Annotated in this window: 23 protein-coding genes and 1 pseudogene (1 of these 24 only partly in view); 17 read left to right on the plus strand and 7 right to left on the minus strand. The window is 47.2% G+C overall.

Annotated features, from left to right (window positions below):
* Positions 1 to 711: the 5' portion of a guanitoxin biosynthesis PLP-dependent (S)-gamma-hydroxy-L-arginine cyclodehydratase GntC gene (gene gntC / locus N5910_RS02200; RefSeq protein ID WP_145924508.1), read on the minus strand. Its footprint begins 405 nt before the window's first position; only the first 711 of its 1,116 coding nucleotides appear in the window; its start codon is at positions 709 to 711; its stop codon lies off the left edge, out of view.
* A 94-nt stretch (positions 712 to 805) separates the two neighbouring features.
* On the minus strand, positions 806 to 2,356 hold the full coding sequence (locus N5910_RS02205; protein WP_074358540.1) for a radical SAM protein: 1,551 nt from the start codon (positions 2,354 to 2,356) through the stop codon (positions 806 to 808).
* Between the two features lie 203 nt (positions 2,357 to 2,559).
* Between N5910_RS02205 and N5910_RS02210 the strand changes: the two genes are divergently transcribed.
* The 4 genes and pseudogenes from N5910_RS02210 to N5910_RS02225 all read left to right on the plus strand — a co-directional run bounded on the left by N5910_RS02210 (position 2,560) and on the right by N5910_RS02225 (position 7,790).
* Entirely contained in the window at positions 2,560 to 3,054 is a 495-nt protein-coding gene (locus N5910_RS02210) for a phosphopantetheine adenylyltransferase (protein WP_074358541.1), read from the plus strand.
* A 7-nt stretch (positions 3,055 to 3,061) separates the two neighbouring features.
* Positions 3,062 to 3,593: pseudogene (gene yjjX / locus N5910_RS02215) on the plus strand (inosine/xanthosine triphosphatase).
* 16 nt (positions 3,594 to 3,609) lie between these two features.
* Positions 3,610 to 5,721 (plus strand): dolichyl-diphosphooligosaccharide--protein glycosyltransferase subunit STT3, encoded by a 2,112-nt coding sequence (locus tag N5910_RS02220; protein ID WP_261599718.1) that lies wholly within the window; start codon positions 3,610 to 3,612, stop codon positions 5,719 to 5,721.
* Positions 5,721 to 7,790 carry a dolichyl-diphosphooligosaccharide--protein glycosyltransferase subunit STT3 gene (locus tag N5910_RS02225; protein ID WP_261599719.1) on the plus strand — a complete coding sequence of 690 codons (2,070 nt, stop codon included), beginning with the start codon at positions 5,721 to 5,723 and terminating at the stop codon, positions 7,788 to 7,790. The genes N5910_RS02220 and N5910_RS02225 overlap by 1 nt, the downstream gene beginning before the upstream one ends.
* A gap of 312 nt (positions 7,791 to 8,102) precedes the next feature.
* Here the strand turns inward: N5910_RS02225 and N5910_RS02230 are convergent, their stop codons facing one another.
* Entirely contained in the window at positions 8,103 to 8,276 is a 174-nt protein-coding gene (locus N5910_RS02230) for a class III signal peptide-containing protein (protein ID WP_084531147.1), read from the minus strand.
* Between the two features lie 22 nt (positions 8,277 to 8,298).
* Positions 8,299 to 8,487, minus strand: a complete 189-nt coding sequence (locus N5910_RS02235) for a Flp family type IVb pilin (protein WP_261599720.1) — start codon at positions 8,485 to 8,487, stop codon at positions 8,299 to 8,301.
* A 155-nt stretch (positions 8,488 to 8,642) separates the two neighbouring features.
* On the opposite strand from N5910_RS02235, the gene N5910_RS02240 reads away from it, so the two are divergent.
* Complete coding sequence (locus N5910_RS02240; RefSeq protein WP_191216383.1) at positions 8,643 to 9,191, plus strand: hypothetical protein; 549 nt, start codon at positions 8,643 to 8,645, stop codon at positions 9,189 to 9,191.
* Positions 9,192 to 9,218: 27 nt separating this feature from the next.
* On the opposite strand, the gene N5910_RS02245 is transcribed toward N5910_RS02240, so the two are convergent.
* Positions 9,219 to 9,398, minus strand: a complete 180-nt coding sequence (locus N5910_RS02245) for a class III signal peptide-containing protein (RefSeq protein ID WP_074358547.1) — start codon at positions 9,396 to 9,398, stop codon at positions 9,219 to 9,221.
* Between the two features lie 195 nt (positions 9,399 to 9,593).
* Here N5910_RS02245 and N5910_RS02250 point away from each other — a divergent pair, with 195 nt between their 5' ends.
* Genes N5910_RS02250 through N5910_RS02270 form a run of 5 tightly spaced genes read left to right on the plus strand, consistent with a single transcriptional unit; the run spans position 9,594 to position 12,872 of the window.
* A complete protein-coding gene (locus N5910_RS02250) occupies positions 9,594 to 10,892 on the plus strand; it encodes a phospholipase D-like domain-containing protein (protein ID WP_074358548.1) in 1,299 nt (432 codons plus the stop codon).
* Positions 10,892 to 11,587 carry a metal-dependent hydrolase gene (locus N5910_RS02255; protein WP_074358549.1) on the plus strand — a complete coding sequence of 232 codons (696 nt, stop codon included), beginning with the start codon at positions 10,892 to 10,894 and terminating at the stop codon, positions 11,585 to 11,587. The genes N5910_RS02250 and N5910_RS02255 overlap by 1 nt, the downstream gene beginning before the upstream one ends.
* A gap of 27 nt (positions 11,588 to 11,614) precedes the next feature.
* The gene (locus N5910_RS02260) at positions 11,615 to 12,235 is read left to right on the plus strand and encodes an Era-like GTP-binding protein (protein WP_074358550.1); all 621 of its coding nucleotides are present in this window, start codon (positions 11,615 to 11,617) and stop codon (positions 12,233 to 12,235) included.
* A 9-nt stretch (positions 12,236 to 12,244) separates the two neighbouring features.
* Positions 12,245 to 12,613 (plus strand): DUF2073 domain-containing protein, encoded by a 369-nt coding sequence (locus tag N5910_RS02265; RefSeq protein ID WP_074358551.1) that lies wholly within the window; start codon positions 12,245 to 12,247, stop codon positions 12,611 to 12,613.
* Positions 12,597 to 12,872: a Zn-ribbon domain-containing protein gene (locus N5910_RS02270; RefSeq protein WP_074358552.1), complete on the plus strand. Its 276-nt coding sequence runs from the start codon at positions 12,597 to 12,599 to the stop codon at positions 12,870 to 12,872. Before N5910_RS02265 ends, N5910_RS02270 begins: the two co-directional genes overlap by 17 nt.
* Before the next feature lie 129 nt (positions 12,873 to 13,001).
* Here N5910_RS02270 and rqcH read toward each other — a convergent pair whose 3' ends face one another.
* Positions 13,002 to 14,957: a ribosome rescue protein RqcH gene (gene rqcH / locus N5910_RS02275; protein WP_191216386.1), complete on the minus strand. Its 1,956-nt coding sequence runs from the start codon at positions 14,955 to 14,957 to the stop codon at positions 13,002 to 13,004.
* 132 nt (positions 14,958 to 15,089) lie between these two features.
* Between rqcH and N5910_RS02280 the strand changes: the two genes are divergently transcribed.
* Positions 15,090 to 15,380, plus strand: coding sequence for an EMC6-like membrane protein (locus N5910_RS02280; RefSeq protein ID WP_074358554.1), 291 nt, complete (start codon positions 15,090 to 15,092; stop codon positions 15,378 to 15,380).
* Positions 15,381 to 15,528: 148 nt separating this feature from the next.
* Here the strand turns inward: N5910_RS02280 and N5910_RS02285 are convergent, their stop codons facing one another.
* A complete protein-coding gene (locus N5910_RS02285) occupies positions 15,529 to 17,337 on the minus strand; it encodes a DUF2070 family protein (RefSeq protein ID WP_315901942.1) in 1,809 nt (602 codons plus the stop codon).
* A gap of 110 nt (positions 17,338 to 17,447) precedes the next feature.
* On the opposite strand from N5910_RS02285, the gene N5910_RS02290 reads away from it, so the two are divergent.
* The 6 genes from N5910_RS02290 (at position 17,448) to rtcA (ending at position 22,307) form a co-directional block, all read left to right on the plus strand.
* Entirely contained in the window at positions 17,448 to 18,041 is a 594-nt protein-coding gene (locus tag N5910_RS02290; RefSeq protein WP_074358556.1) for a FumA C-terminus/TtdB family hydratase beta subunit, read from the plus strand.
* Between the two features lie 71 nt (positions 18,042 to 18,112).
* Positions 18,113 to 18,892, plus strand: a complete 780-nt coding sequence (locus N5910_RS02295) for a DUF6282 family protein (protein WP_074358557.1) — start codon at positions 18,113 to 18,115, stop codon at positions 18,890 to 18,892.
* A 234-nt stretch (positions 18,893 to 19,126) separates the two neighbouring features.
* Positions 19,127 to 19,453: a hypothetical protein gene (locus N5910_RS02300; RefSeq protein ID WP_191216388.1), complete on the plus strand. Its 327-nt coding sequence runs from the start codon at positions 19,127 to 19,129 to the stop codon at positions 19,451 to 19,453.
* 91 nt (positions 19,454 to 19,544) lie between these two features.
* Positions 19,545 to 20,063: a TIGR00288 family NYN domain-containing protein gene (locus N5910_RS02305; protein WP_261599721.1), complete on the plus strand. Its 519-nt coding sequence runs from the start codon at positions 19,545 to 19,547 to the stop codon at positions 20,061 to 20,063.
* Between the two features lie 54 nt (positions 20,064 to 20,117).
* Positions 20,118 to 21,254, plus strand: a complete 1,137-nt coding sequence (locus tag N5910_RS02310; protein ID WP_074358559.1) for a TIGR03576 family pyridoxal phosphate-dependent enzyme — start codon at positions 20,118 to 20,120, stop codon at positions 21,252 to 21,254.
* 96 nt (positions 21,255 to 21,350) lie between these two features.
* Positions 21,351 to 22,307, plus strand: a complete 957-nt coding sequence (gene rtcA, locus N5910_RS02315; RefSeq protein WP_315901943.1) for an RNA 3'-terminal phosphate cyclase — start codon at positions 21,351 to 21,353, stop codon at positions 22,305 to 22,307.
* Positions 22,308 to 22,309 lie beyond the last annotated feature (2 nt).

Here is a 22,309-nt window from a genome sequence, read left to right on the forward strand (position 1 = left end):
ATAACCCACCCTGAGGCCTGTCATGGCGTATGTCTTGGAAAAACCATTTATTACAAGGGCGTTATCCGTGAATCTGGCAGGACTGTAATGTTTCCCATCATATATTATCTTCTCATATATCTCATCGGATATTATTATGAGGTCACGGTCCTCTGCTATCTCAGCAATACCCCTGACATCATCCTTCTCCATGACGCTTCCGGTGGGATTTGAGGGGGAATTCATGATTATTGCAGCTGTATCCTCGGTTATAAGTGCCTCAACGGTTTCGGGCTTCATGGCAAAGCCGTCCTCCATGCTGAGGGGTACCGGTATCCCGCGTCCCCCTGCAAGCCTCACACAGGCTTCATAGGAAAGAAATCCGGGGTCGGGTATGAGGACACTGCCACCCGTCTCAACAAGTGCCTGCGTGCACATGAATATTGCTTCACTGGCACCCACGGTCACTATTATTGAATCAGGGTCGGCTTTAATCCTGTTTTCAGCTTTAAGTTTCTCTGCTATGGCCTCCCTCAGCTCCTCCAGCCCCATGTTGGAGGTGTAATGGGTGAATCCCTCGTCAAGGGCGTCCTTCACAGCCCTGCTGACGTGTTCAGGCACACTGAAGTCAGGCTCACCTATACCAAGGTTGATGGTGTCCTCGCCTGCAACTTTAAACATCTTCCTGATCTCTGAAAGTCTTATATCCCTTACTCTTGATGCAAACTCCATGATCTCAACCCTTAACTGCTCTTAAATCTCGCAGGATCCCCTGAATTATGATTATAATGCTTCCTTTAAATCAGAACAGAACTGGGAATTTATACTACCCCCGGCACCCTTTCCTCATGCATCCATGGCATCCTGATTCATCACACCAATCTGTTAGTATGCCCCTTTTCATTTTTATGTATTCCTCCATAAGGAAATCTTCCCTGAAACCAAGGTCTATATTATTCCAGGGTAGCCTGTCCCCGGGCCGCCATCCGGGTGTGTGACGCTCCCATTCCCTGAATGGCACCCGTGAGGAGGCAGCCATCTCCAGCAGCTTCCCCACATCAGGGCCACCACAGGAGAGCACGTACTGTATGAGGCCATTCCTGGGGCCTGCGAATTTAACCGGAAGCCCCTTAAGTAGATTTCTCATGAATCTTATCTTCTTTTTCAGGGTCTTCGAATCATAGCCTTCCCACTGCATGGGTGTGTGTGGCTTTGGTATGAGTGGATTCACGCTGAAGCTCACAGCACCCCTTCTCATGTCTGAGAGCTTCTTCATGAAGGATGCCAGTTCCCTGAGGTCCTCTGATGTTTCACCCGGGACCCCTATCAGGAAGTACATTTTAACCCTCAAGCCCATCTCAAGGGCCATGCCTGTTTTTTCAAGGACCATTGAATCCTCAATGGGCTTGTTGAGACTTCTTCTTATCTTCATGGTGGACTCGGGGGCCACAGTCACCGTCCTCAGACCACCACCTGCAAGTGTATCCAGGAGGGTTTCTGTAAGGGATTCTATCCTCAGGGATGGCATCGAGACCATGAACCCCATATCTGTGAGTTCACTGCAGAGTTCCTCTATGCGGGAGTAGTCGGATGCAGCCGCACCTATAAGGGATATTCTATCATATCCTGTGGCCCTCCTGCCTTCTGCAGCGATTTCAAGGAGCCTTTCAAGGGATGTTTCACGTTTTGGCCTGTAAAGGTAACCTGACATGCAGAACCTGCACCCCCTTGAGCATCCCCTTGACACTCCAAGAAGGAATGATCTTCCAAGGGAGGGTGTAAGGGATTTTTCGGTTGTTTCAGGGACAATCTGCCTTACAGGGTGACAGGCCCTGTCCATGTCCTCAACGATAACCCTCTCTGCAGGGTTATCAGGCACATAAACCCCCCTTATATCCATGAATTCCTCTATATCACTTCGGGGGTCATCCAGCTCAATGCAGAGGTCAGCAACCTGGTCAAGGACAGGTTCAGCCTCGCCTATTATGAAGAGGTCTATGAAATCCGATACCGGCAGGGGATTGGATGTTATGCAGGGACCGCCTGCAATCACCAGGGGCCCTGAACGTTCATCCTTCCGCACGCCGAGACCCCCATCCTTCAGCATCTGGAGGACCCGCAGGTAGTCCTCCTCATAGTGTATGGTGAAGCTCAGCAGGTCAAAGTCCCTGAGAGGACTGCCGGATTCAAAACTCCTCGGGTAGGGGTGTATGACCCTCTCACACCACACGTCCTCCCTTGAGTTGAGAAGGTGGTAGATTATATGGTAACCCAGCGAGGACATGGCAGTCCTGTAGGGCCCAGGGTAACATGATGCAACCCTCAGGTCAATGTTCCGCGGGTTTTTTATGACTGTGTTGTACTCCCTAAGCTGCATAACTAATATATTGTAGCTCCTGCTCTTTATCTATATCCCTACGGTAAGGGTTGAGGGGTTTAAGCAGGCCTCTCTTCATGCTGGTTGCAAATTCTATATGATGGGAGGTTTTTAATCTCATGGAGGTACTCAGGGGGGGGGGTAGTGCGCAATCTATATAATTAATCGCGCATAATTTAAAGTATCGACCTGAAGATGATAGGATGAAGAGGAAAAGATACTCGCTGGTAGCTGTTGGCGGCACATTCGACAGGTTTCACAGGGGCCACAGGAGACTCCTTGATGAGGCATTCCGGGTGGGAGAAACCGTTATGATTGGGGTGACCTCTGATGAGTTCGCTTCACGTAAGGGTGAGGATATTGAGCCATGCAGGAGCCGGATGAAGAACCTTGAGGAGTACCTCTCAAAGAAGGATTCTCATTACAGGATAATGAGACTGGACGACCCCTACGGGACAACGGTAACCGATGAAAGGTTCGATGCCATAGTTGTCAGCAGGGAAACAGAGCCGGTGGCCCATGAGATAAACAGGATAAGGAGGGAGAGGGGCTTCAGGGAGATGGATGTCGTAGTCATTGACATGGTCCCTGCAGATGATGGGATCCCCATATCATCCACAAGGATACGTAGGGGTGAGATAGACAGGATGGGCCATCTCATCAGGAGGATAAGGGGTGCACTTAAAAGAAAAAGGTGATTTGAAGATGTCCACGAGGGTTAATGTCGGATCAAAAAATCCTGTGAAGATCAGAGCCACAGAGAATGTCCTTGGAAGAATACTCGGGAGTGTCCATGTAAGGGGTGTTGAGGTTGACTCAGGGGTCCCTGACCAGCCCGTGGGGATGGAGCTCACAATCAGGGGAGCCGTCAACAGGGCAAAGAATGCATTCATGGACTGTGACCTCAGTGTAGGGATTGAATCAGGACTTCACAGGGCCCCTGAAACAATAACAGGATTCATTGACCTCCAGTGGTGTGCCATCTATGACGGATCCAGGATAACCATTGGTGTCAGTGCGGGCTTTGAGTACCCCCTCCGTTATAAGGGATGTGCTGGCTGGCAGGGAGGTTGGTGAGGTCATGGATGAACTCACGGGTGTTGATGAGTTGGGTAAAAAGAGGGGTGCTGTCAGTTTTCTGTCACATGGGCTCTTGGACAGGACTGGTAATACGGAGCAGTGCGTCCTGATGGCTATGATACCTAGGATGAACCCATCACTTTACGGTATTGACTGAATCAGGAGACGGTAGTTTGGATGAGCGTCTTAGGATTTTTAGCATCGTTCTTATCATATTTTTAACGGGTTTCCTTTTCAGGGTCGAGACATCAAAGCTCCACGACCTCAGTGTCGATGAGAAGGCCTATCTTACAGATGAGCATGGACTCCCCTACATGTATGAACTTGACTCCTACTACAATTACCGTGTAAGCAGGAACTATTTGATGAACGGTCACCTTGGGGATTCATTGAGGGATGGTGTCCCATGGGACTCCTACTCATACTACCCCCCGGGAAGACCCGCCAGTTATCCTCCAGTCATTGCGTGGGTTTCCACAAGGGTTTACCGGGTGCTCAGCATATTCATGGATATAAGTTTCTATGAGACCTGTTTCTGGTTACCGGCCGTCATCGCACCCTTTGCAGGAATAGCAATGTTCTTTTTACTCAGGAAGTATTCAGGGGATCTTGCAGGATTCATCGGAGGTGTTATGACAGTAACAGCTCCGCTTTACTTTTCAAGGACCCTCCCCGGGTTCTTTGACACGGATATGTTTAACATCCTGATACCTGTAATGATTGTATTTTTCCTTACAGAGGCCGTTGAGGCCGAGGATAGGAAGAGGAGTTTGTTCTGCATTGTTCTGAGTTCCCTTTTAATTCTTTTGTTCTCACTGTCATGGAGGGGCTGGCCATACATCCTCTACATCATTGCAGTTTCTTGCATACTTTATCTTTCATGGAGGGCCATTGGAGGTAAAGACTGGTCATTTCCTGCTATTATGTTTTCAGTGCTTTTCCTGCTATCCATAACATTTTGCGGGCTTCTGAACGCGTGGAGTGATGTCATTCACATCATTAACCCCCTGAACATAATGAATTCAACTTCAGCCACTGGAGGATGGCCTGATGTATACCTATCTGTCTCTGAACTTAGCAGACCATCCTTTGAGATATTTGTATCCGCTGCAGGACCCCTTAATCTCGGATTCGGGGTTCTGGGGTTGATAATGATAACATCGGTTATGCTCAGACCCCCAATGAGGGATAAACACCTTGGAGGGTTTAATGTCTTCATTTTTATCTTTTCAATTTTGTGGATGGCCGTGAGTTTACTGGCTTATTATTCAAGCGTCAGATTCAGCATTCTTGCAATCCCTCCCTTAACATTTATTTCAAGAGTATTCCTTGGACTGGTCTTCTCCTATATGGGTGAGGTTGAGTCCTGGATGTCTCTCATGGGACATGGGGCAGGAACCATTATGGTGGCCATCATATCATTACTTGTTCTTTCAGTCTCCGTGGTGCAGGCATCTGAGATCACGATGAAACCCTTCATAAATGATGACTATGAATCTGCTGCAGCATGGATACATGATGAAACACCCCCTGAAACCGTAATTGTGACTGACTGGAGTTATGGACACTATTTTACTGCAGCCTCAGGGAGGCCTGTATTATTTGACGGGGGCTCTCAGAACACTAAAAGGGCCTACTGGATCTTCAAGGCATTCGCCACCGATAATGAAACACTGTCCCTGGGCATACTTACAATGCTGACGGCATCAGGGGACAGGGCCATCGATCTCCTTGAAAATTACACTGGAAACACTGCAGATACGGCAGAGATACTTAACGGTATACTCTGTGTGGACCGGGAGACTGCAGCAGGGTTACTCACTGATGAATATGGTATGGGCCATGAATTCACGGATGAGCTGCTCTCAGCCACCTACGCTGAGAGAAGACCCTTCATAATCCTCACAACTGAAGGTATGAAGTATGCAGGTTACTGGTACTTCTATTTTGGGGACTGGAACTTCACCTCAAAGAACACCATACCCGTTTATCATGTGGAAACCGTTGACGTGTCACAGATCGATCGTTCACTGAAAAGGGGATTATGGGATGGTAAGAGGCCCCACAGTTTTATTATAAGCGATGATAGGGGGATTGAGACCATCAGCGTGGATAACAGTAGCAAGTTCTCCGTAATATTTCTTCCTGCTGAAGGGAAAGCGTTCATCATTGACAGCTCATTCAATGATTCCCTGTTTGTAAAACTTGTTTTACTTGGAGAGGAGACAGAACACTTCAGGAAGATCTACCAGAAGGGTGATGTAACCGTGTGGGGTGTCAGGTGATGTTGAGGGGATCCAGGGGGACCTTCATCCTCATCATGATCATATTCTTCACTGGAGTTTTCCTAAGGATGGCCAACGCTGATCTTACAGACCCTGCATACTTGGATAGTGAGGGCCTCCAGTACTTCCAGGAGAGTGACTCCTACTACAACTATCGCCTGACATGTAATGTGCTCATGAGGGGTCATCCGGGTGATGCCATCATCAATGGACTTGAATGGGATCTCCATTCATATTACCCTCCAGGTGTCCCCCTTGATTACCCCCCGGCACTACCCTTCGTAACGGTCTTCATTTATCACATGGTTGACCTATTCGCATCAATTAGTCTGAGGAGTATCTGCATGGTTCTCCCCGCACTGATAGCTCCAGCTGCAGGGATCCTTGTCTTTCTGCTCGTCAGAAGGTCTCAGGACTGGCTACCAGCATTTCTTGCAGGGATACTGATGGTATCAGCACCCCTGTACCTTTTAAGAACCAATTATGGTTTCTATGATACTGACATGTTCAATCTCATCTTTCCACTCGCATTTCTGCTTGTACTTGCTGAAGCTGACTCTGTGAAGGTGGAAAGACACAGGATTATCCTTTCATCAATCGCAGGTTTTATAATGTTCACCTACTCCATTTCATGGAGCGGATGGCAGATAATATTTTACATGACATTCATAACCTTCTTTATCATGTTAATACACATGAAATCTACTGACATGGGAAAAGTCCTTCGAACCTTTCTACCAGCATTCGCGGTTCTATTCATGTTTCTCATAATATTCAATCGTCTGGAATTCCTCAAGTTCATCACAGCACCCTTTCATCTCTCTGATCTTGCAGGAAACACCGATGTCTGGTATCCTTTCCCTGATTCATACCTGAATGTGGCTGAACTTCAGAGGACATCCCCTGAGGACACGCTAATAATCTTATCCCCTGTTTTGATCTTGATGGGGTTTTCAGGGTTCATTTTAATGAATTTAAGGTCACGTTCTGCAGGGTGGTCACGTCTTATGCAGATATTCATCTCGGTATGGACAGTTTCATTTATTTTACTTTCACTTACGGGTGGAAGGTTCCTGATGTTTTCGGTGCCTCCAATGTCTGTCCTTGCTGGTTTATTCATGGGCATATTCCTGGATTATACTGGGAGTTACAGTAGGGGTTGGATCAGACCGTTATTCTCAATCATACTCATTTTAACAGTATTCACTCAAGTAGCAGCATCATACATGATCATTGATAATCTGAAACCGGGATATGATGATTGCTTTGAGGATTCAGCCCGCTGGATCGCTGAGAACACATCCCCTGATGCTGTCATAATAACAGACTGGAGTTACGGTCATTTCTATGCATCCGAGGCCGGAAGACCAGTCCTATATGATGGGAGGCTGGCCTACATTGAAACCCTGCCTGCAAGGGAATTATGGTATGATGACTCCCTAAATCCGGAGATTCCGTCAACAGCCAGGGACTACTGGGTGAACCTTGCCCTGGGAACCAGCAACCCGAAGCTCTCGACAAACATATTCAGGATGCTTGGAAATTCAGGTGATGACGCATACCTCACCCTTGAAAACTATACCGGGGACAGGGATCTTTCGTTCAGGATACTGAAGAGGATCCTTGCACTTGACAGGGAAGAGGCTCGTGGAGTGTTAATTAAGGATTATGGGTTCTCAGAGACTGAAGCATCCAGCATCCTCAATAAAAGCCATCCGGTCAGTTCACGGGAGATAATCGTGGTTGTGCCCTGGAAGATGATTGGAATCGCATCAGGCATGTTCAAGGCAATTTATTATCCATCAGAATCCAGTCCAGTGTTCTGCAGATTTAATGGAACGTTAAATAATGAGATTTATTCTGTCATTGAGTTTGATCCTGATGACGGAGTCACTGAGCGGATACTGAATGCATCCGGAAATCTATCAGTGGTGAGCATTCACGGTAGAGAATATCTTATGGACAGGAATTATACTGATTCAGTGATCTTGAAGCTCTTGATGGGTGAAAAAGAGGATGGCTTCATCCCGTGTTATAGAAACAGATTTATAAATGTTTATAGGGTTTAAAGTTTGTTAGTCGTGGAGTCACGGGCGGTGTTGATTACTTCGCTGATGTTTCCTGCTATTATGGATGCGGTATGTCTTCTTCTGAAGGATTATAGGAGTGATAGGTGAAATTATTTGCCATAAGCCATGATAAGAGGTTAATTAAATAATAACCTAATAGGGCCATCTAATTATATGGCCATCATGAACTTTGATGGGGTGAAAATGAGAGAATATTTTATATAATATGGCTGTTACGATCACACCAGAGAAGAACAGTTTCATAAAAAAAGAAGGTTTTTGTATTACTGGAACATTTTATGTTTATAGAGTTTAGAGTTTGTTAATCGTGGAGTCACGGGCGGTGTTGATTACTTCGCTGATGTTTCCTGCTATTGATCCGGAAATGCTGAAAATGTAGGAGCCCACGGCTATGACTATTACTAGGATGGCTCCTACTATGAGTATCATTTCAGCGCTTATCTGTGCCTCTTCCTCGATTAACAATTCAACCTACTCTTAAGTTCAGTCAGATTTCCTGGACGCCTGTGTTGACGTTGGTTCTTACTTCGTCTATGTCCTTTGCTGCGTCCAGGTTTGATCTGCTGAAGTATGCTCTGTAGATCAGTAGTGCTACTATGGCTATTACGATCACACCACCGAAAAGCAGTATGTATTCAGCTGCTCCCTGTCCAGCTTCATCTTTTAAGAACTTCATACATTTACACCTCCCATTATAACATGCTGTGTTTATTCTTTATGAGGGCACCCACATATAAAGTTAATGGACACCTTCCCTGGACATGATATCCTCTTCACAACCATATGAACATATTTAAGTACTGTTGTTCATAATGTCACAAAGGGATGAGTATGCCGCGGAAGTACAACATTGATAGGGTGATACTTGAGATCCTTCAGGATGGGGATCTCAGCAGATCTGAAATAGGGAATAAAATAAGGTCAGAGCACGGGTTTAATGTAACCGATAAAACAGTGAATGAGGCGATATTCAAGCTCCTTAAGAACAACAGAATAACCGTTACCGGGTATGACCTCAGCATATATGATGGTGTTGAAAGGGTCCAGTCACTTAAACCTGACGGCATAGTTTTCGGTATCGTGCAGAGGGACCCAATTGAGATGAACATCCTAATAAGGAAACTTGAGTCTGAAAATCTCCATGAATCTGAATCAGCCCTTAAAAGACTTAAAAAGATATTCATGGCAAAGACTGCTGAGATGGGTGTTGATGCTGAGGGGATATTCAGGATGATAATAAATGAAATACTCTCCCTTGAACCTGACCAGAGAAGAGTGATCACACAGAAACTTGCGGTGGCCCTGAGTGATGATGAAGAAGCAGCAGAACAGCTGAAGCACCTCATCACCTACTTTGAGATCAGGGCGGGGACACTGTAACTCAAATTTTTTCTTTTGTTCTAGGACCTACAACGTAGAGTTTACATTACTTCTTACGGTTTCCATGTCTGCTGCCACGTTCAGGGGATTTGTACTTTTTATGTAATTCGTATAGATCATGAGGGTTGCTATCGCTATTACAATTACACCACCAAATAGAAGTATATACTCCGCGGCTCCCTGGCCTCTTTCATCAGATATTATCATTGAAATCGCTCCACAAAATTATGATCATTAATTATGATAAATTCAAAGATTATATATTTTCTGGTTTCATGGAAGGGGACTCTTCTTCTGCAGCTGTGAGTAACTCCTCCGCAATAAATCAAAACATTTTATAAAGGGAAGCAGAAATAAATAATTAAAACCAGTTAGTAGTACCCTGGGAGCGGGAGGCATTCAATGATATACTTGTTAATCACATTCGCAGGAATTGTTATGATATTTGCAGGTCTTTACTTCATGTCCCTTGGTTTTGCCACACCACCTGATATCTTCATGTTCATGCTTGGTCTCCTTCTCTTTGTCCCGGGACTTATAATAACACTCCTCTTCGCAGGAAAAATCGATCTTGAATCCATAACTAAGGCATCAAAAGCCAGGACTTCCAGGGATAAAAAATCAAAGGCTACTGTAAGACCAGCAAGAAGGATGAAAAGGCTTCCAGAAGAAGTTAAACCTAAACAGACTTTCAAAACAGAGAAAAGCTTCAGGCAGATAAAAAAACCTCTTCCTGAGACAAAGGATGAATCTGCTGGTGTTTCTTCTGGTGGGGTTAGGTCTGTTTCCGGGGTTGAAGGAGAGTCTGCAGATGCATCGGCTGAGAAGGAACCTGGAAGAGGGGTTACCTCAAGGGTTAAGGTGCCTGAACCTGCAACTCCAGAACCTTCATCCAGAAAAATGGAAATAACACCTTCCCGGGTATCACCCCGGAAGAAGGAACCTGAAGTCCCACTAAAAGAAGCAGTGAAAGAAACTGCACCCAGAAGACCATCTCAAACCAGGAAAAAACTCTTCAAACTACCAAAACTGGGAAGAAAGAAGACTCCTGAGTCAAAGGAAAAACCCAAACCCGCTAAGAGTAAGGTTGCTCCTCAGAGAACTGCAAAGACCCTTAAAACTCCACCCGCAGATAACAGCTATGTCACTGAAAGATTGAAGAAACTTAAACAGGAATACATTGAGAACGTGGATGATGTTGAGGACCTCCTCGAGGACCGCCTTGATTCATTCAAGGGCGCAATAAACAGGATAAGGGCTGAGACAAGTGAACCCAGCATAATATGGTCATTTGATGCATCGGATGTTCAGGATGCAATGAAGGAGACAATAAACAGTGCAGAGGAGAAGGTAATGCTCATGTATCCATGGATAAAGAATATAGATGTTTCTGTTCTAAAAAAATTCATGGATACAGACAGTCGCCTCATAATCCAGGAGGCCAGCCTTGATGATGAGGCATCGGTTGAACTTATAAAGGTTCTCCTTGACAACAATGTCAGGATAAGGACAATGCCTCATATACACACCGTTGCAGCTGTTTCAGATGATAAGAACGGCCTCATAATCTCCACGGACCCAATATATGAGAGCTTTGAAGTGGGAGTTATCTACAAGGACAAGAAATCAATTTCAGAGATAAAGAAACTCTTTGAAGAGGCATGGAACCTTTCAGATGAAATCAACCTGGAGGGGACTTAATGAGGATAAAATGGTTTGGACACTCAGCCTTTGAGATAGAATCCGGTGACACGAGGATACTTATAGACCCGTTCATAAGCAACAACCCTGTCTGTAGCACGGCAGTTGAGGAGTTTGAACCTGACGTGATCTGTGTAACCCACGGACATGCAGATCACCTTGGAGATGCAATGGAGATCGCTGATAGGAGCGGCGCACTTTTAATAGCAAACCATGAACTCTCAGTATTCTTCTCAAGGCAGGGCCTTGAAAGCAACGGAATGAACATCGGCGGCACAGTAAACCTTGACGACATCAGGATAAGGATGGTTGATGCTAAGCACTCCTCGGATATAGATTTTACAGAGGAGGTGACCTCAGGGGGTAGTGCCTGTGGATTCATCATTGAGACAGGAAAGGGGAGAAGCATATACCATGCAGGAGACACAGGGCTCTTCATTGATATGAGGGATGTTATCGGTGAGATATACCGGCCTGACATTGCACTTCTCCCCATCGGTGACAGGTACACCATGGGGCCGGAGGATGCGGCCATTGCAGCTTCCTGGTTAAGGCCCGAGAAGGTGCTCCCCATGCACTACAACACATTCCCTGTTATTGAACAGGACCCGCAGATATTCGCTGAACTGGTGAAGAGGTCCTCCCCGGGCACGGAGGTTGTTATGCTTGAGGTCGGAGGCATCTATGAGGAATAACATTGAAAGCAGGTAAGAAGTGGTAGGATGGCGAACTTTTTCACAAATTTTCTGGACAAACTCCTTGGAAGGAACAGAAAGGTTAAGATAGGGCTCTATGGACACCCAAACTCAGGTAAAACAACCCTTGCAAACAGGATGTGCGAGGACTGGCTTGGAAAGCCCCTTGGCCTTACATCAGAGATACCCCATGAGACAAGAACAGTCTACAGGAAGGAGAAGGTCACCATAAAGAAGGATGGGGCGGAGCTGGACTTTGACATCATCGACACACCAGGTATAGCGACCAAGGTGGACTACAAGAACTTCCTGGAATTTGGATTATCCGAGCAGGAGGCCAAGGAAAGGGCTAAGGAGGCTACAAAGGGTATAATAGAGGCAATAAAATGGCTTGACGATGTCACCGGTGTTCTCCTTGTCATGGACTCAACAGAGGACCCCCTTACCCAGGCAAACATAACCATAATAGGTAACCTTGAGGCAAGGAAGATACCATTCATCATAGTCGCCAACAAGATAGACCTTCCAGATTCATCGGCTGAACGGATAATATCGGTGTTCCCGCAGCACACGGTTGTCCCTATCTCAGCCCTTCATGGGGAAAAAACAGACGAGCTTTACAGGGAAATGGTTAAAAAATTCAGGTAGGGGGTTAAAATGGATGGCTTAAAAATGGATTTCCTTTCATCAAAGGCTCTTGAAGATAAAAGCAGCATGGAAAAGATTTCACTCATCATAGATCGTGTGAAGGACGGGGACATACTTGTACTCGAGGGCAGCCTTTCACCATCGGAGGAGGCGGAGCTGATAGAGACAACAATGAGGGAAATTGATGTCGATAACTTTGTAGGTATAGACATATACACCCTTGAGAAGGATGAAAAGGCCTTCCTCGGCCTCTCAAAAAGGAGGACTGTTGGCCTCACCATAATCGGACCTGCAAACGTTATGAGGACTGTTAAGAAGAAGTCAAACTTCCTTTCAATGATTGCAGAGATTGGTGATTCCGGTGCATCAGTGCATTAACTGCGGTGCAACGTTCAGGTCTTCAGATGAACTGGCAGATGGCTGCCCTAACTGTGGGAGCAGATACTTCAGGTACATTGCAGAGAAGAAGGATGAGGTCCGAACTTCCGGTGAGGCTATTGAAACCATAATGGTTAAAAAGAACGGTATCTATGAGGTTAACCTCACATCCCTCCTTGAGGATGACTCCATCATAGTCTCAGATGAGGAGGGCAAGTACTTCATAGACCTCAACTTTTTACTTAAAAAAAAACCTTAAAAGGAAGGTTAAGTGATACCTTATCCTCGAATGCCTGGATTAAACCTTGGAGATTTTCAACCTTAAGGAGGTTAACTGATACCCTAACCAGGGGGAGAGTTTAAGGGACTTCAGTAATCCTGAGGGACATCACTGAACTATATCCCCTTTACCCGGCGGAAGGACCCTTATAAAGTCCTCTAGGGTTAAAATGTTTTCTTTATCAATTCTTGACTTTATCTCCCTTGCAAGGGCTTCTTTCTTTGTATAACCTGGCTTTATAACCACGTAGTTATCTGTTCTCTTCTCAACCGCTGACTGGGGACCGCTCATGAGTCTTTCTCCATCATAGTCCACGATGCCGACGGCTATCTTGAGGGGGACGCCCCTTATATAATTCCTTGAACCGCGTATTATGAAGGCTCCCCTGGCAACGAATTCCCCGGATTTTGGTGTCTTTGACACCTGCTCAGGATGGACCCAGTAGACGTCAAGGGAACTGAATCCGCGGGTCCATGCACTTGAGAATGATGCAGCGAATACCGCAGCCTCCTGTATGGTTGTCTCGGGGATCTCCTTTCCCTGGCTCTTGATGATGACAGATGGCGCTCCATGTATGTCAGAGTGGAGGTATATGTCCCTGGGTTCCATGTGTCTCTTAACAACAATCTCGTTGGTCCCGGCGTCCCGGCCTCCTAGGACAAGGAAACCGTCTGAGGAGAGGAACCATCTGAACTTTTCAAACCACTTCATTTCCCTTTTAACCCTCTTCCTTGGGACCGTAATGTTCCTCAGCGCCTCGTCCTTCCGTCTGGTGATCTTCTCTATTTCCTTTTCTGTCCTTTCTATGGCCATCAGGACCCCTTCTATCTTTTTCCGGGCCTTCTTTGCCTTTTCATAGTAGACCTCTGCATTTTCGGGGATGCTAAGTTTTGAGTCAATCTGTATCCTTTCACCCTCAATCTCAAGGGTTATCCTCCCCATGGGGTCAATTTCAATTATATCTTGGGCCTCAGGGAGCCCCCTTTTCCGGGCGTCGGCTATTATCTTCCTTATTTCCTTCCATGAGTACCTTTCACGGGCATCCCTTATGCTGTCCAGTATCTCCTGGATCCTCTGATAATTGGCGTAGATGAGTTCCCCCTTCCTTGTTGATGTTTCAATTGTTTTCCTGAACTTTTCAAGGGTTTCTTTCTGTATTCTGAGCCTCTTTTCAAATCTGCCAACCTCCTTTGCCCACCGCTCTTCATGGATCCTTTTTATCTCCTCCCTGAATACTGAGCTGAAGAATTCATCTGCAGCATCATTAAAACTTTCAAAGTATTCCCTTGGCCTTTTTTTGTATATTCTGAGTTCAATGGGGAGCACGTCTTCTTCCCCGTCTTTGATGATGTGGGGTTTGAGGTCCAGGCTTTCAAGTGGACTGAATGTTTCCCTTATTGCTTCATGGATCCTTTGAATATCCTCGGAGGACAGGTCACTGGCTGGAGTCTCCTTATCGAGGCCTGTTCTCAGCACTATCTCCTCGGCATAGAGACCCCCGAAGCCGCTCCTTGCAAGGGTTCTTATAAGGTCAGTATCTGAATTTTTCAGGATCTCTGTGAGCTCATGGAGTTCATATTTCAGGGGGTTCAAGCCCCTTGATGGGGGGTAGGCGTATTTTTCATGGGAGGCTATCCTCCTGTCACTCCAGGTTTTCCTTTTAAGGGGGAGGATTATTTCACCCTCTTGGTTGAGGAGTATGATGTTTCCCTTTGAGAATAGTTCAACAACCAGGGTGTACTCCTGGTCCCTTTCAACCTTTATCTCAACTATCCTGTCAAATCCATGCTGCCTGACGGACCTTACTATACCTCCCTTGAGGTATTTCCGGAGGAGCATTGGAAATGATGGCGGGGTCCGGGGGTTCTCCGGGGGGTAGCGCGTCCTGTGAATCCTTACACCTGCCTGCATAACAATATCAACCCTTCCCTCCCCTGGTACATGGAACCTGACTATCACCGTATCCTTAAGGGGCTGGTAGGCCTTATCGACCCTGGCGCCGGTGAGGAGCTCATTGAGTTCATTGGTGACCGCGAATACATCAACGTTTGACATTGTCTTCATTTCCAACACCTCTCCTAGAATCAGCAATTTATAAGCTTAAATATAATATGGTACAAATGGCTAATTAATATCTTGTGCTGTCCTCAGTTTATGATGAATTATCGGGGCAGATTAAACCATGGAGGTTTCAATATGGATGCTGATGCTAAGATGACTGCAATTCACGTTCCTGCAGGTATAATCGCGGCTGTGGCTTCATTTTATGTTTCAAACGGTTCAATACCTACCTTAGGCGAAAATCAGGCGATGGGAACATTTTTAGGTCTTGTGATCCTTCTGATCACAGGAAACATTGCTGAGAGAATAATTGGAAAGGAGGAAGCCGGAGGATTCAAGGGGTGGCTCTGGAGTGGCATAGTCCCATTTCTCTTTATATGGTTTGTCGTATGGGCCATGCTGATAACCTCGGTGACCATAACTTAGTCTTTTTTATTTTTTTCCTGCAGTAAGTCTGTGCTGATAACCTCGGTGACCATAACTTAGTTTTTTATTCCACCCAATCCTGTATGCTTATTTCAGGACAGGAAAAAATCTTTTTTCAGGTTTTCAGAAGGCTTGCTGCTGATCAGATTCATGCCCAGTAGAAGATCCATACGAGGACAAATATGATGGCAAGTACGAATATCAGTGGAGCTATCACCCGGCTCACCGCGACTATTGAGCTTATGGTCGAGACAAGCTCTGTTGAATTTGTAGGGCCAAGAGTGTTCAGGCCGTTTATCCTGACAACCCTGCAACCTGCCATGGCATCCTCAAGGTCATCCAGGGCCTCCTCAACAGCAAGGGATATCTCCCCTATAATCTCCTCCCTTTTTCTCCTACCAACAGGGTTGTGGCCACCTGCCAGCGTGTTCACAAAGTGGGTGTCAGTTGTCATAACCTCCACATCACTGACTCCAAGCCCCTTCACCGCGGATATGATCTCATCACGAAACCCCATCACCATATTGTTGGAGTCAAGGAGCACGTAGGCGGTTCTCTGCGGACCCGCTTCAACCACCAGGACCTTGACACCGCTCCTGCCAACACCATCCTCCTTTGAAAGCCCATCCATTGGCCTGTGGGCGCACCCCACCCTCAGAGAGTACCTTTCGGGTGGGCATTCAATTGACTCAACAGCGTCAAGGAAGTCAAAGACCTCTGGGTTCCCAGGGAGTATGCGGCCTGATTCGCCCCTGAAGGAGTTATGGCAGTCAATCATAACCACGTTCCGTGACCCGCACCGGCTCCTTGCAAGGTTCATCATTGAAAGCCCCACCCCGAATTCTATATCATCAAAACCCTCTGGGGCCATGGTTGCAAGGAGCAGAAGGTCCTCTCCAAAGAACTGGAAACCCACGGTGGCATGGTTCTTCACCGAACGCCTGAACTCACTCACCTCATCAGTATACTCCATGTCTTTAAGGGCGCCTTTAACGGCATTTTCAACCTTCACCAGTTCCCTTGAAGATACAGGGTTGAAGTCATGGGTTGAGGGTCCATGGGCAACCATGGTGAATACACCGAACCTCTCTCCAAGGATGGTTGGCATGTTAGCCCCGCCGATGGTCCCGATGGGTCCAGGGTGCACCGAGGGGCTTATGAGGAGGGCCTTTAATCCCGAAGCTGTTTTAAAGGACACAACACCTGCAAGGGTGTCCACGGGTTCACCTATCTCAGTGAAGATTCCCTCAAGTTCCGGTGAGTCCTCGGTTATATGTGAGAGGAAGAGGCTCAGGAATTCCAGCGAACCAACCCCCAGGTTCCTCCTCATGGGGGACTCTACAACCATTACAAAGGAGTAGATTGCAAGGATGAGTATCGCCGAGGCTATGATTATCTTCAGCAGGAATCCGATGACACTGAAGTAGCCAATATTCGTGGTTAAACTGAGAAAGGCCACAACTATGTTCATGCTTACGATGAGTAACGGCTGAACCGAGGACACCAGGGTTGAATTCATGAAGCTTATGTTTGATGTGCCCCAGATGACCAGGAGGCGGAATGCGAATATAACCGCGGAGCCAAGTATTATTGAGTCAAGTATGAGGTCACTCTTCACCAGGGATGAAATGATGCACCCTGCAAGATAGATTAGGGAGAATATCATCATTGAGAAGAATGCAAGGAACATGGACTGCTTCATCTTCATCCTTCTGCCGCCAAGGGAGTTCACCCAGGGCTGTGTGATGGCACCGGCCATTATTGAACTGAAGCCCAGCACAAGGACACCGTTGGCACCACCATAGAGTATGTCATGGAGGGCGCTGGTCCCGGGCACAAGGTCAATGAGAAAACCAAGGGAACCAACAATGAAACTTATAAAAATCATTGAGAGGAGCGACACCCTGGTTTCAGGGAGTGTCATGATGTACTTTGAGAGATCCGTAACATTCTTCATACTTGACATGTTCTACCTCTATCATGATTCTGGGTATCCTGGAAAATTTAATTAGAGATGCTCACTATTAATTTATTCAGGATCATTTATACGTTATGGAGATGTTTCTCATGGAGCTTAAACTTGAAACACCACTTGCAGATGAGACAGCCCAACTCAAAGCAGGGGATGTTGTTTACATCACAGGAAAGATATTCACAGCACGTGACAGAGCCCATAAAAGGATAATCGAGAGGGGTGCGCCCTTCGATATTGAGGGATCCGTGATATTCCATGCGGGCCCCATCATAAGGTTTGAGGGTGAAATAGAAAACCCTGAAGGGACCATAGAGAAGCCCCCTGCCAGGATGGTTGTTGTGGGTCCAACCACAAGCAGCAGGATGAACCCATTCCAGGCGGAGGTTATAGGGATGGGTGTGAAGGCGGTTATAGGTAAGGGGGGGATGGATGAAGATACAAGAAGGGCCCTCATGAAGCACGGGGCCGTCTACCTTGCAGCGGTTGGTGGATGCGCAGCCCTTTACGGTGCCGCGGTTAAGGGGATAGAGGCTGTTCACTGGCTTGACCTGGGAGTCCCCGAGGCCATATGGGAACTTGAGGTGGAGGACTTTGGACCCCTGGTGGTTGCAATGGACTCAAGGGGGAGGAGCCTTTACAGTGATACAGTCAGCGAACCTGATCTTGAAGTCCAGAAGATACTTTAGGAAGCCAAGAACCATCAAAAATCCTTCACTGAAGTCTTAACCATCATGTGCACTGTTCGGGACGTGGATCCATGTTTGATTTCGAATCTTCTTTCCATATTAAACTGGATGGCCTTGTGGACACCCACATCCACACAGCCCCCGATGTAAGGGAGAGGCTTCTGAATGACCTTGAGCTTGCATCGGCAGCCCTCAGGGAGGGCATGGAGGCTGTTGTGATCAAGAGCCATGTTGAGTCAACTGCAGGAAGGGCCAGGCTGGCATCGGAGGCAACCGGTATGAGGGTTCTTGGCGGTGTCACCCTCAATGATTCTGTGGGGGGACTGAACCCTGATGCGGTAAGGGCAGCGGCCCGGATGGGGGGCAGGTTTGTCTGGCTCCCAACGGTTTCAGCCGGAAACGTGACAGGGGACCTCCATGAGATAATGGGAATAATAGGGGAACATGACATGGTCCTGGGGACAGGACACCTCAAACCGGATGAGATATTCCATGTACTTGACATTGCAGCAGAGTACCGTATCAGGAAGGTTATAGTCAATCATCCCCTCACCGGAGTGGTTGGAGCCAGCCTTGAGGAGCAGAAGGAGATGTCAGGAAGGGCCTACCTTGAGCACTGCCTTGTCGCCTGCATGCCACGGCATGATGGACTCGACTTCCGGAGGATTACTGAAGCCGTGAGGTATGTTGGACCGGAGAGGTGCATCCTAGCCACTGACTTTGGACAGAGACACAACCCATCACCCATGGATGGTCTGAAGCAATTCATACACCTCATGAGGATGGAGGGGTTCAGGGATGAGGATATTATCAGGATGTGCAGGGACAACCCCCTGGAACTGATATCCTGAGGCACTGTCCTGATGGGAGCATCCGATACATATTAAATGGCGGATGAGGCAGTGGATGGTCGCCCCATTTCTTTTCAGGTCTTTGAAATCCTCCCAGCGGTCTTCATCAGGGCATGGAACGATACATCCCTGATGGTTTATCTGATGCCTCCAAGGCATGCAAAAATTATATATGAGAAATCAAATTAAGGGTAAAAACAACTCATTCTTGGGATTAACTCTGCGAGTGATATAATGTCTGATAAAAAGATTGAAAGGGAACTTAAAAAGAGGATAAATCATTTTAAAAAACTTTTGAAGAATGATGAAGAAAGAGAAAACTTCTATAACAGCATATGCGGTTCAGAGATCCTTGTGAGGATTGAAATATTTCTTCCATCAGCCAATCCTGATAAATACTATGATGGTCTTTTCCTCTACCTCAATGATGAGGGTAAAATAGTTAATGCCGAGTACTACTACAATGAGGGCGGTGATGCTGCGGTTAAACAGCTGGATGAAGATTCCCTCATGCTTGTGAAGGATCTCTTTGAGGATGAGCTGTCCCTTGAAATAGAGTAACTGGCGCCTTCCTTCCCCTATTACTTAACTTTATTTATAATGAGTTCGATAATTATCATGACTGAATTTTTTTAGTGGAGGATTCAATACCATGCGAAGTTTTGAGAAACTGACTTTCCTTAAGGAATACATCCCTATAAAGAAGAAGGAGGGCGGGGAGAAAAACATAGGCCTCCTTGTTGATGGACCTAACATGCTGAGGAAGGAGTTCAGCCTCAACCTTGACCTTGTAAGGAAAATATTATCTGAATACGGAAACATGCGGGTTGGAAAGGTTCTTTTAAACCAGTACGCCTCTGATAAACTTATAGAGGCAATCGTTAACCAGGGCTTTACACCTATTGTTGTTGCAGGAGATACCGATGTTTACATGGCTGTTGAAGCCATGGAATTGATTTACAACCCTAATATTGATATAATAGCCCTCATGACCCGTGATGCTGATTTCCTCCCCATAATCAACAAGGCAAAGGAAAATGGCAAGAACACCCTTGTTATAGGGGCTGAACCAGGATTCAGCGCTGCACTTCAGAATTCTGCAGACCATGCAATAATCCTGAAATCAGAGAACAGCAGGGCAAAAAGACCCCGGCCATCTGAGGAACATTAGGAACAGATGGACATATACTGGAACTGCTGTGTGTGAACTTTAAAAGGTGAAGGGATGCTTACTGAAGACATCATGGATGAGGTTAAACGCAGGGAACACGCCCTTGAAATAATAAGGAAACGTATAGGTGATCATGGCCGCAGCGGCATCTATGACCTTACAGGGCTCTCAGGCGGATTCTCCCTTGATGAGGATGACATGGCCCTCCTTGAAACCTATGTGGGGCCGGCAGTCTTCGAGGAAAGACTCCAGGAGGCGGGTGTAAGGCACCTTGGAGGGGAGAAGGTTGCTGCATTCAACAGGACAAGCAGCGCAATACTTGCAGCCGTACTTGCAATCACAGAGCCAGGTTCAGCGCTGATACACTATCTCCCTGAGATGCCATCCCATCCATCGGTCCCTCTGAGCGCCGAGCTTGCATCTGTAAGGTACCATGAAACCGATGATTTCAGAGAACCCTTCCCTGAAGACACCAGCCTTGTTGTTGTAACAGGCTCCACAATGGACCACCGGGTCATCTCAGAATCACTTCTCAAGGACATCATAGGGAGGGCCGGTGATGCAGGCATTCCTGTCCTCGTGGACGATGCATCGGGAGCCAGGCTGAGGACGGTTATATTTAATCAGAGGAGGGCCTGCGACCTGGGCGCTGACCTTGCAGTTACAAGCACGGATAAACTCATGCATGGTCCGCGGGGAGGATTGATGGCAGGCAGGGCTGACCTCATTGACAGGGTGAAGTCAAAGGCGTATCAGTTTGGACTTGAGGCGCAGCCCCCCCTTATAGCTGCAATGGTAAGGGCCCTTGAGGATTTTGATCCTTCAGATATCCTTGAAGCCCTTGAAAGGAAAGGGGAGCTCCTTGAGATGATGGATGACCCTGACATTGAGGAGACACCGACAGGTATCATGATCAGAACAGAGTCCCTAAGGAGGAGATACGGCTCAACATGGAGCGGTGAGGATCTCTCCGCGGCCCTTGCAATGATACTCCTTGAGGACCATGGGATAATCACAATACCTGCGGCTGGAATGCCGGGGGCATCAATGACCATCAGGCTGGACCTTGCAGCCGCGGATGCAGGAAGACTTGGAGCAGAGGCCATAAAGTCTGCGCTCACTGATTCAATGAGGAAGCTTGCAGGGATCATCGATGATGCTTCGGCAATGAGGAGAACCATATTCGGCTGATTTTCCATCTCCTGGTAGCTTAATTGGGAGGTATCTTATCTGATAGTTATTGATGGATCCTACGGTGAGGGAGGGGGTGCCGTTGTAAGGGTATCGGTGGCACTTGCAGCGGTAACCTCCAGGAGGATACGGATACACAGTATAAGGGCCAGAAGGCCCCGTAAAGGCCTTTCACATCAGCACCTTACAGCTGTAAGGGCCATTGCAGAAATCAGTGATGGAACCCTTAGGGGGGATGAACTCGGATCCCAGGAACTTGAATTTTCACCGGGAACCATAGGCGGCGGGAACTTCACCTTCGACGTTAAAACAGCAGGAAGCACGGGCCTGGTACTCCAGGCCATCCTGATTGCAGGGGCGGCAGCTGATGGCAGACTTGATGTCACGGTATCAGGGGGTACCGATGTTCTCTGGGCCCCCACAATCGATTACCTTTCAGAGGTAACCCTGCCACTACTGGAGAAGATGGGTTACTGTGCCAGGCTGGAACTCATTCAGAGGGGCTACTATCCCCGCGGCGGCGGAAGGGTGAGGGCAACTATAGAACCGTCAGAACTAAAACCCATCATCCTTGAGGATGCAGAAATTGACTTCATAGCCGGTATCTCCCACGCAGGAAACCTGCCGCTCCATGTGGCTGAAAGACAGGCAGATGAAGCCCTCAGGGTTTTAAGGAAGACGGGTCTTGATGTTGATATAGCTGTAGAGGAAGCCGACTGTCCCCTGGGCAGGGGCTCGGGGATAACCCTCTGGGCGGGGGGTAACACGAGACTTGGCGCAACATCACTTGGGAGGCCGGGTAAAAGGGCTGAGCTGGTAGGATCAGAAGCCGCAAAGGAGCTCCTGGGGTTTATTGAAGCTGGAAGCCCCCTTGACAGGTACATGGGTGATCAGATAGTACCCTACATTGCAATGGCCGGATCTTCAAGGGTGGGGACATATGAATTAACCCTTCACGCAGAGACCAACATATTCCTGGCCGAGAGGATAACTGGAAGGCCCTTCAAAGTACAGGGGGCGTCTGGAAAGCCCGCCATCATAGAAACAGCATAAGG

The organism is Methanothermobacter wolfeii (assembly GCF_025397995.1).
Taxonomy (GTDB): Archaea; Methanobacteriota; Methanobacteria; order Methanobacteriales; family Methanothermobacteraceae; genus Methanothermobacter; species Methanothermobacter wolfei.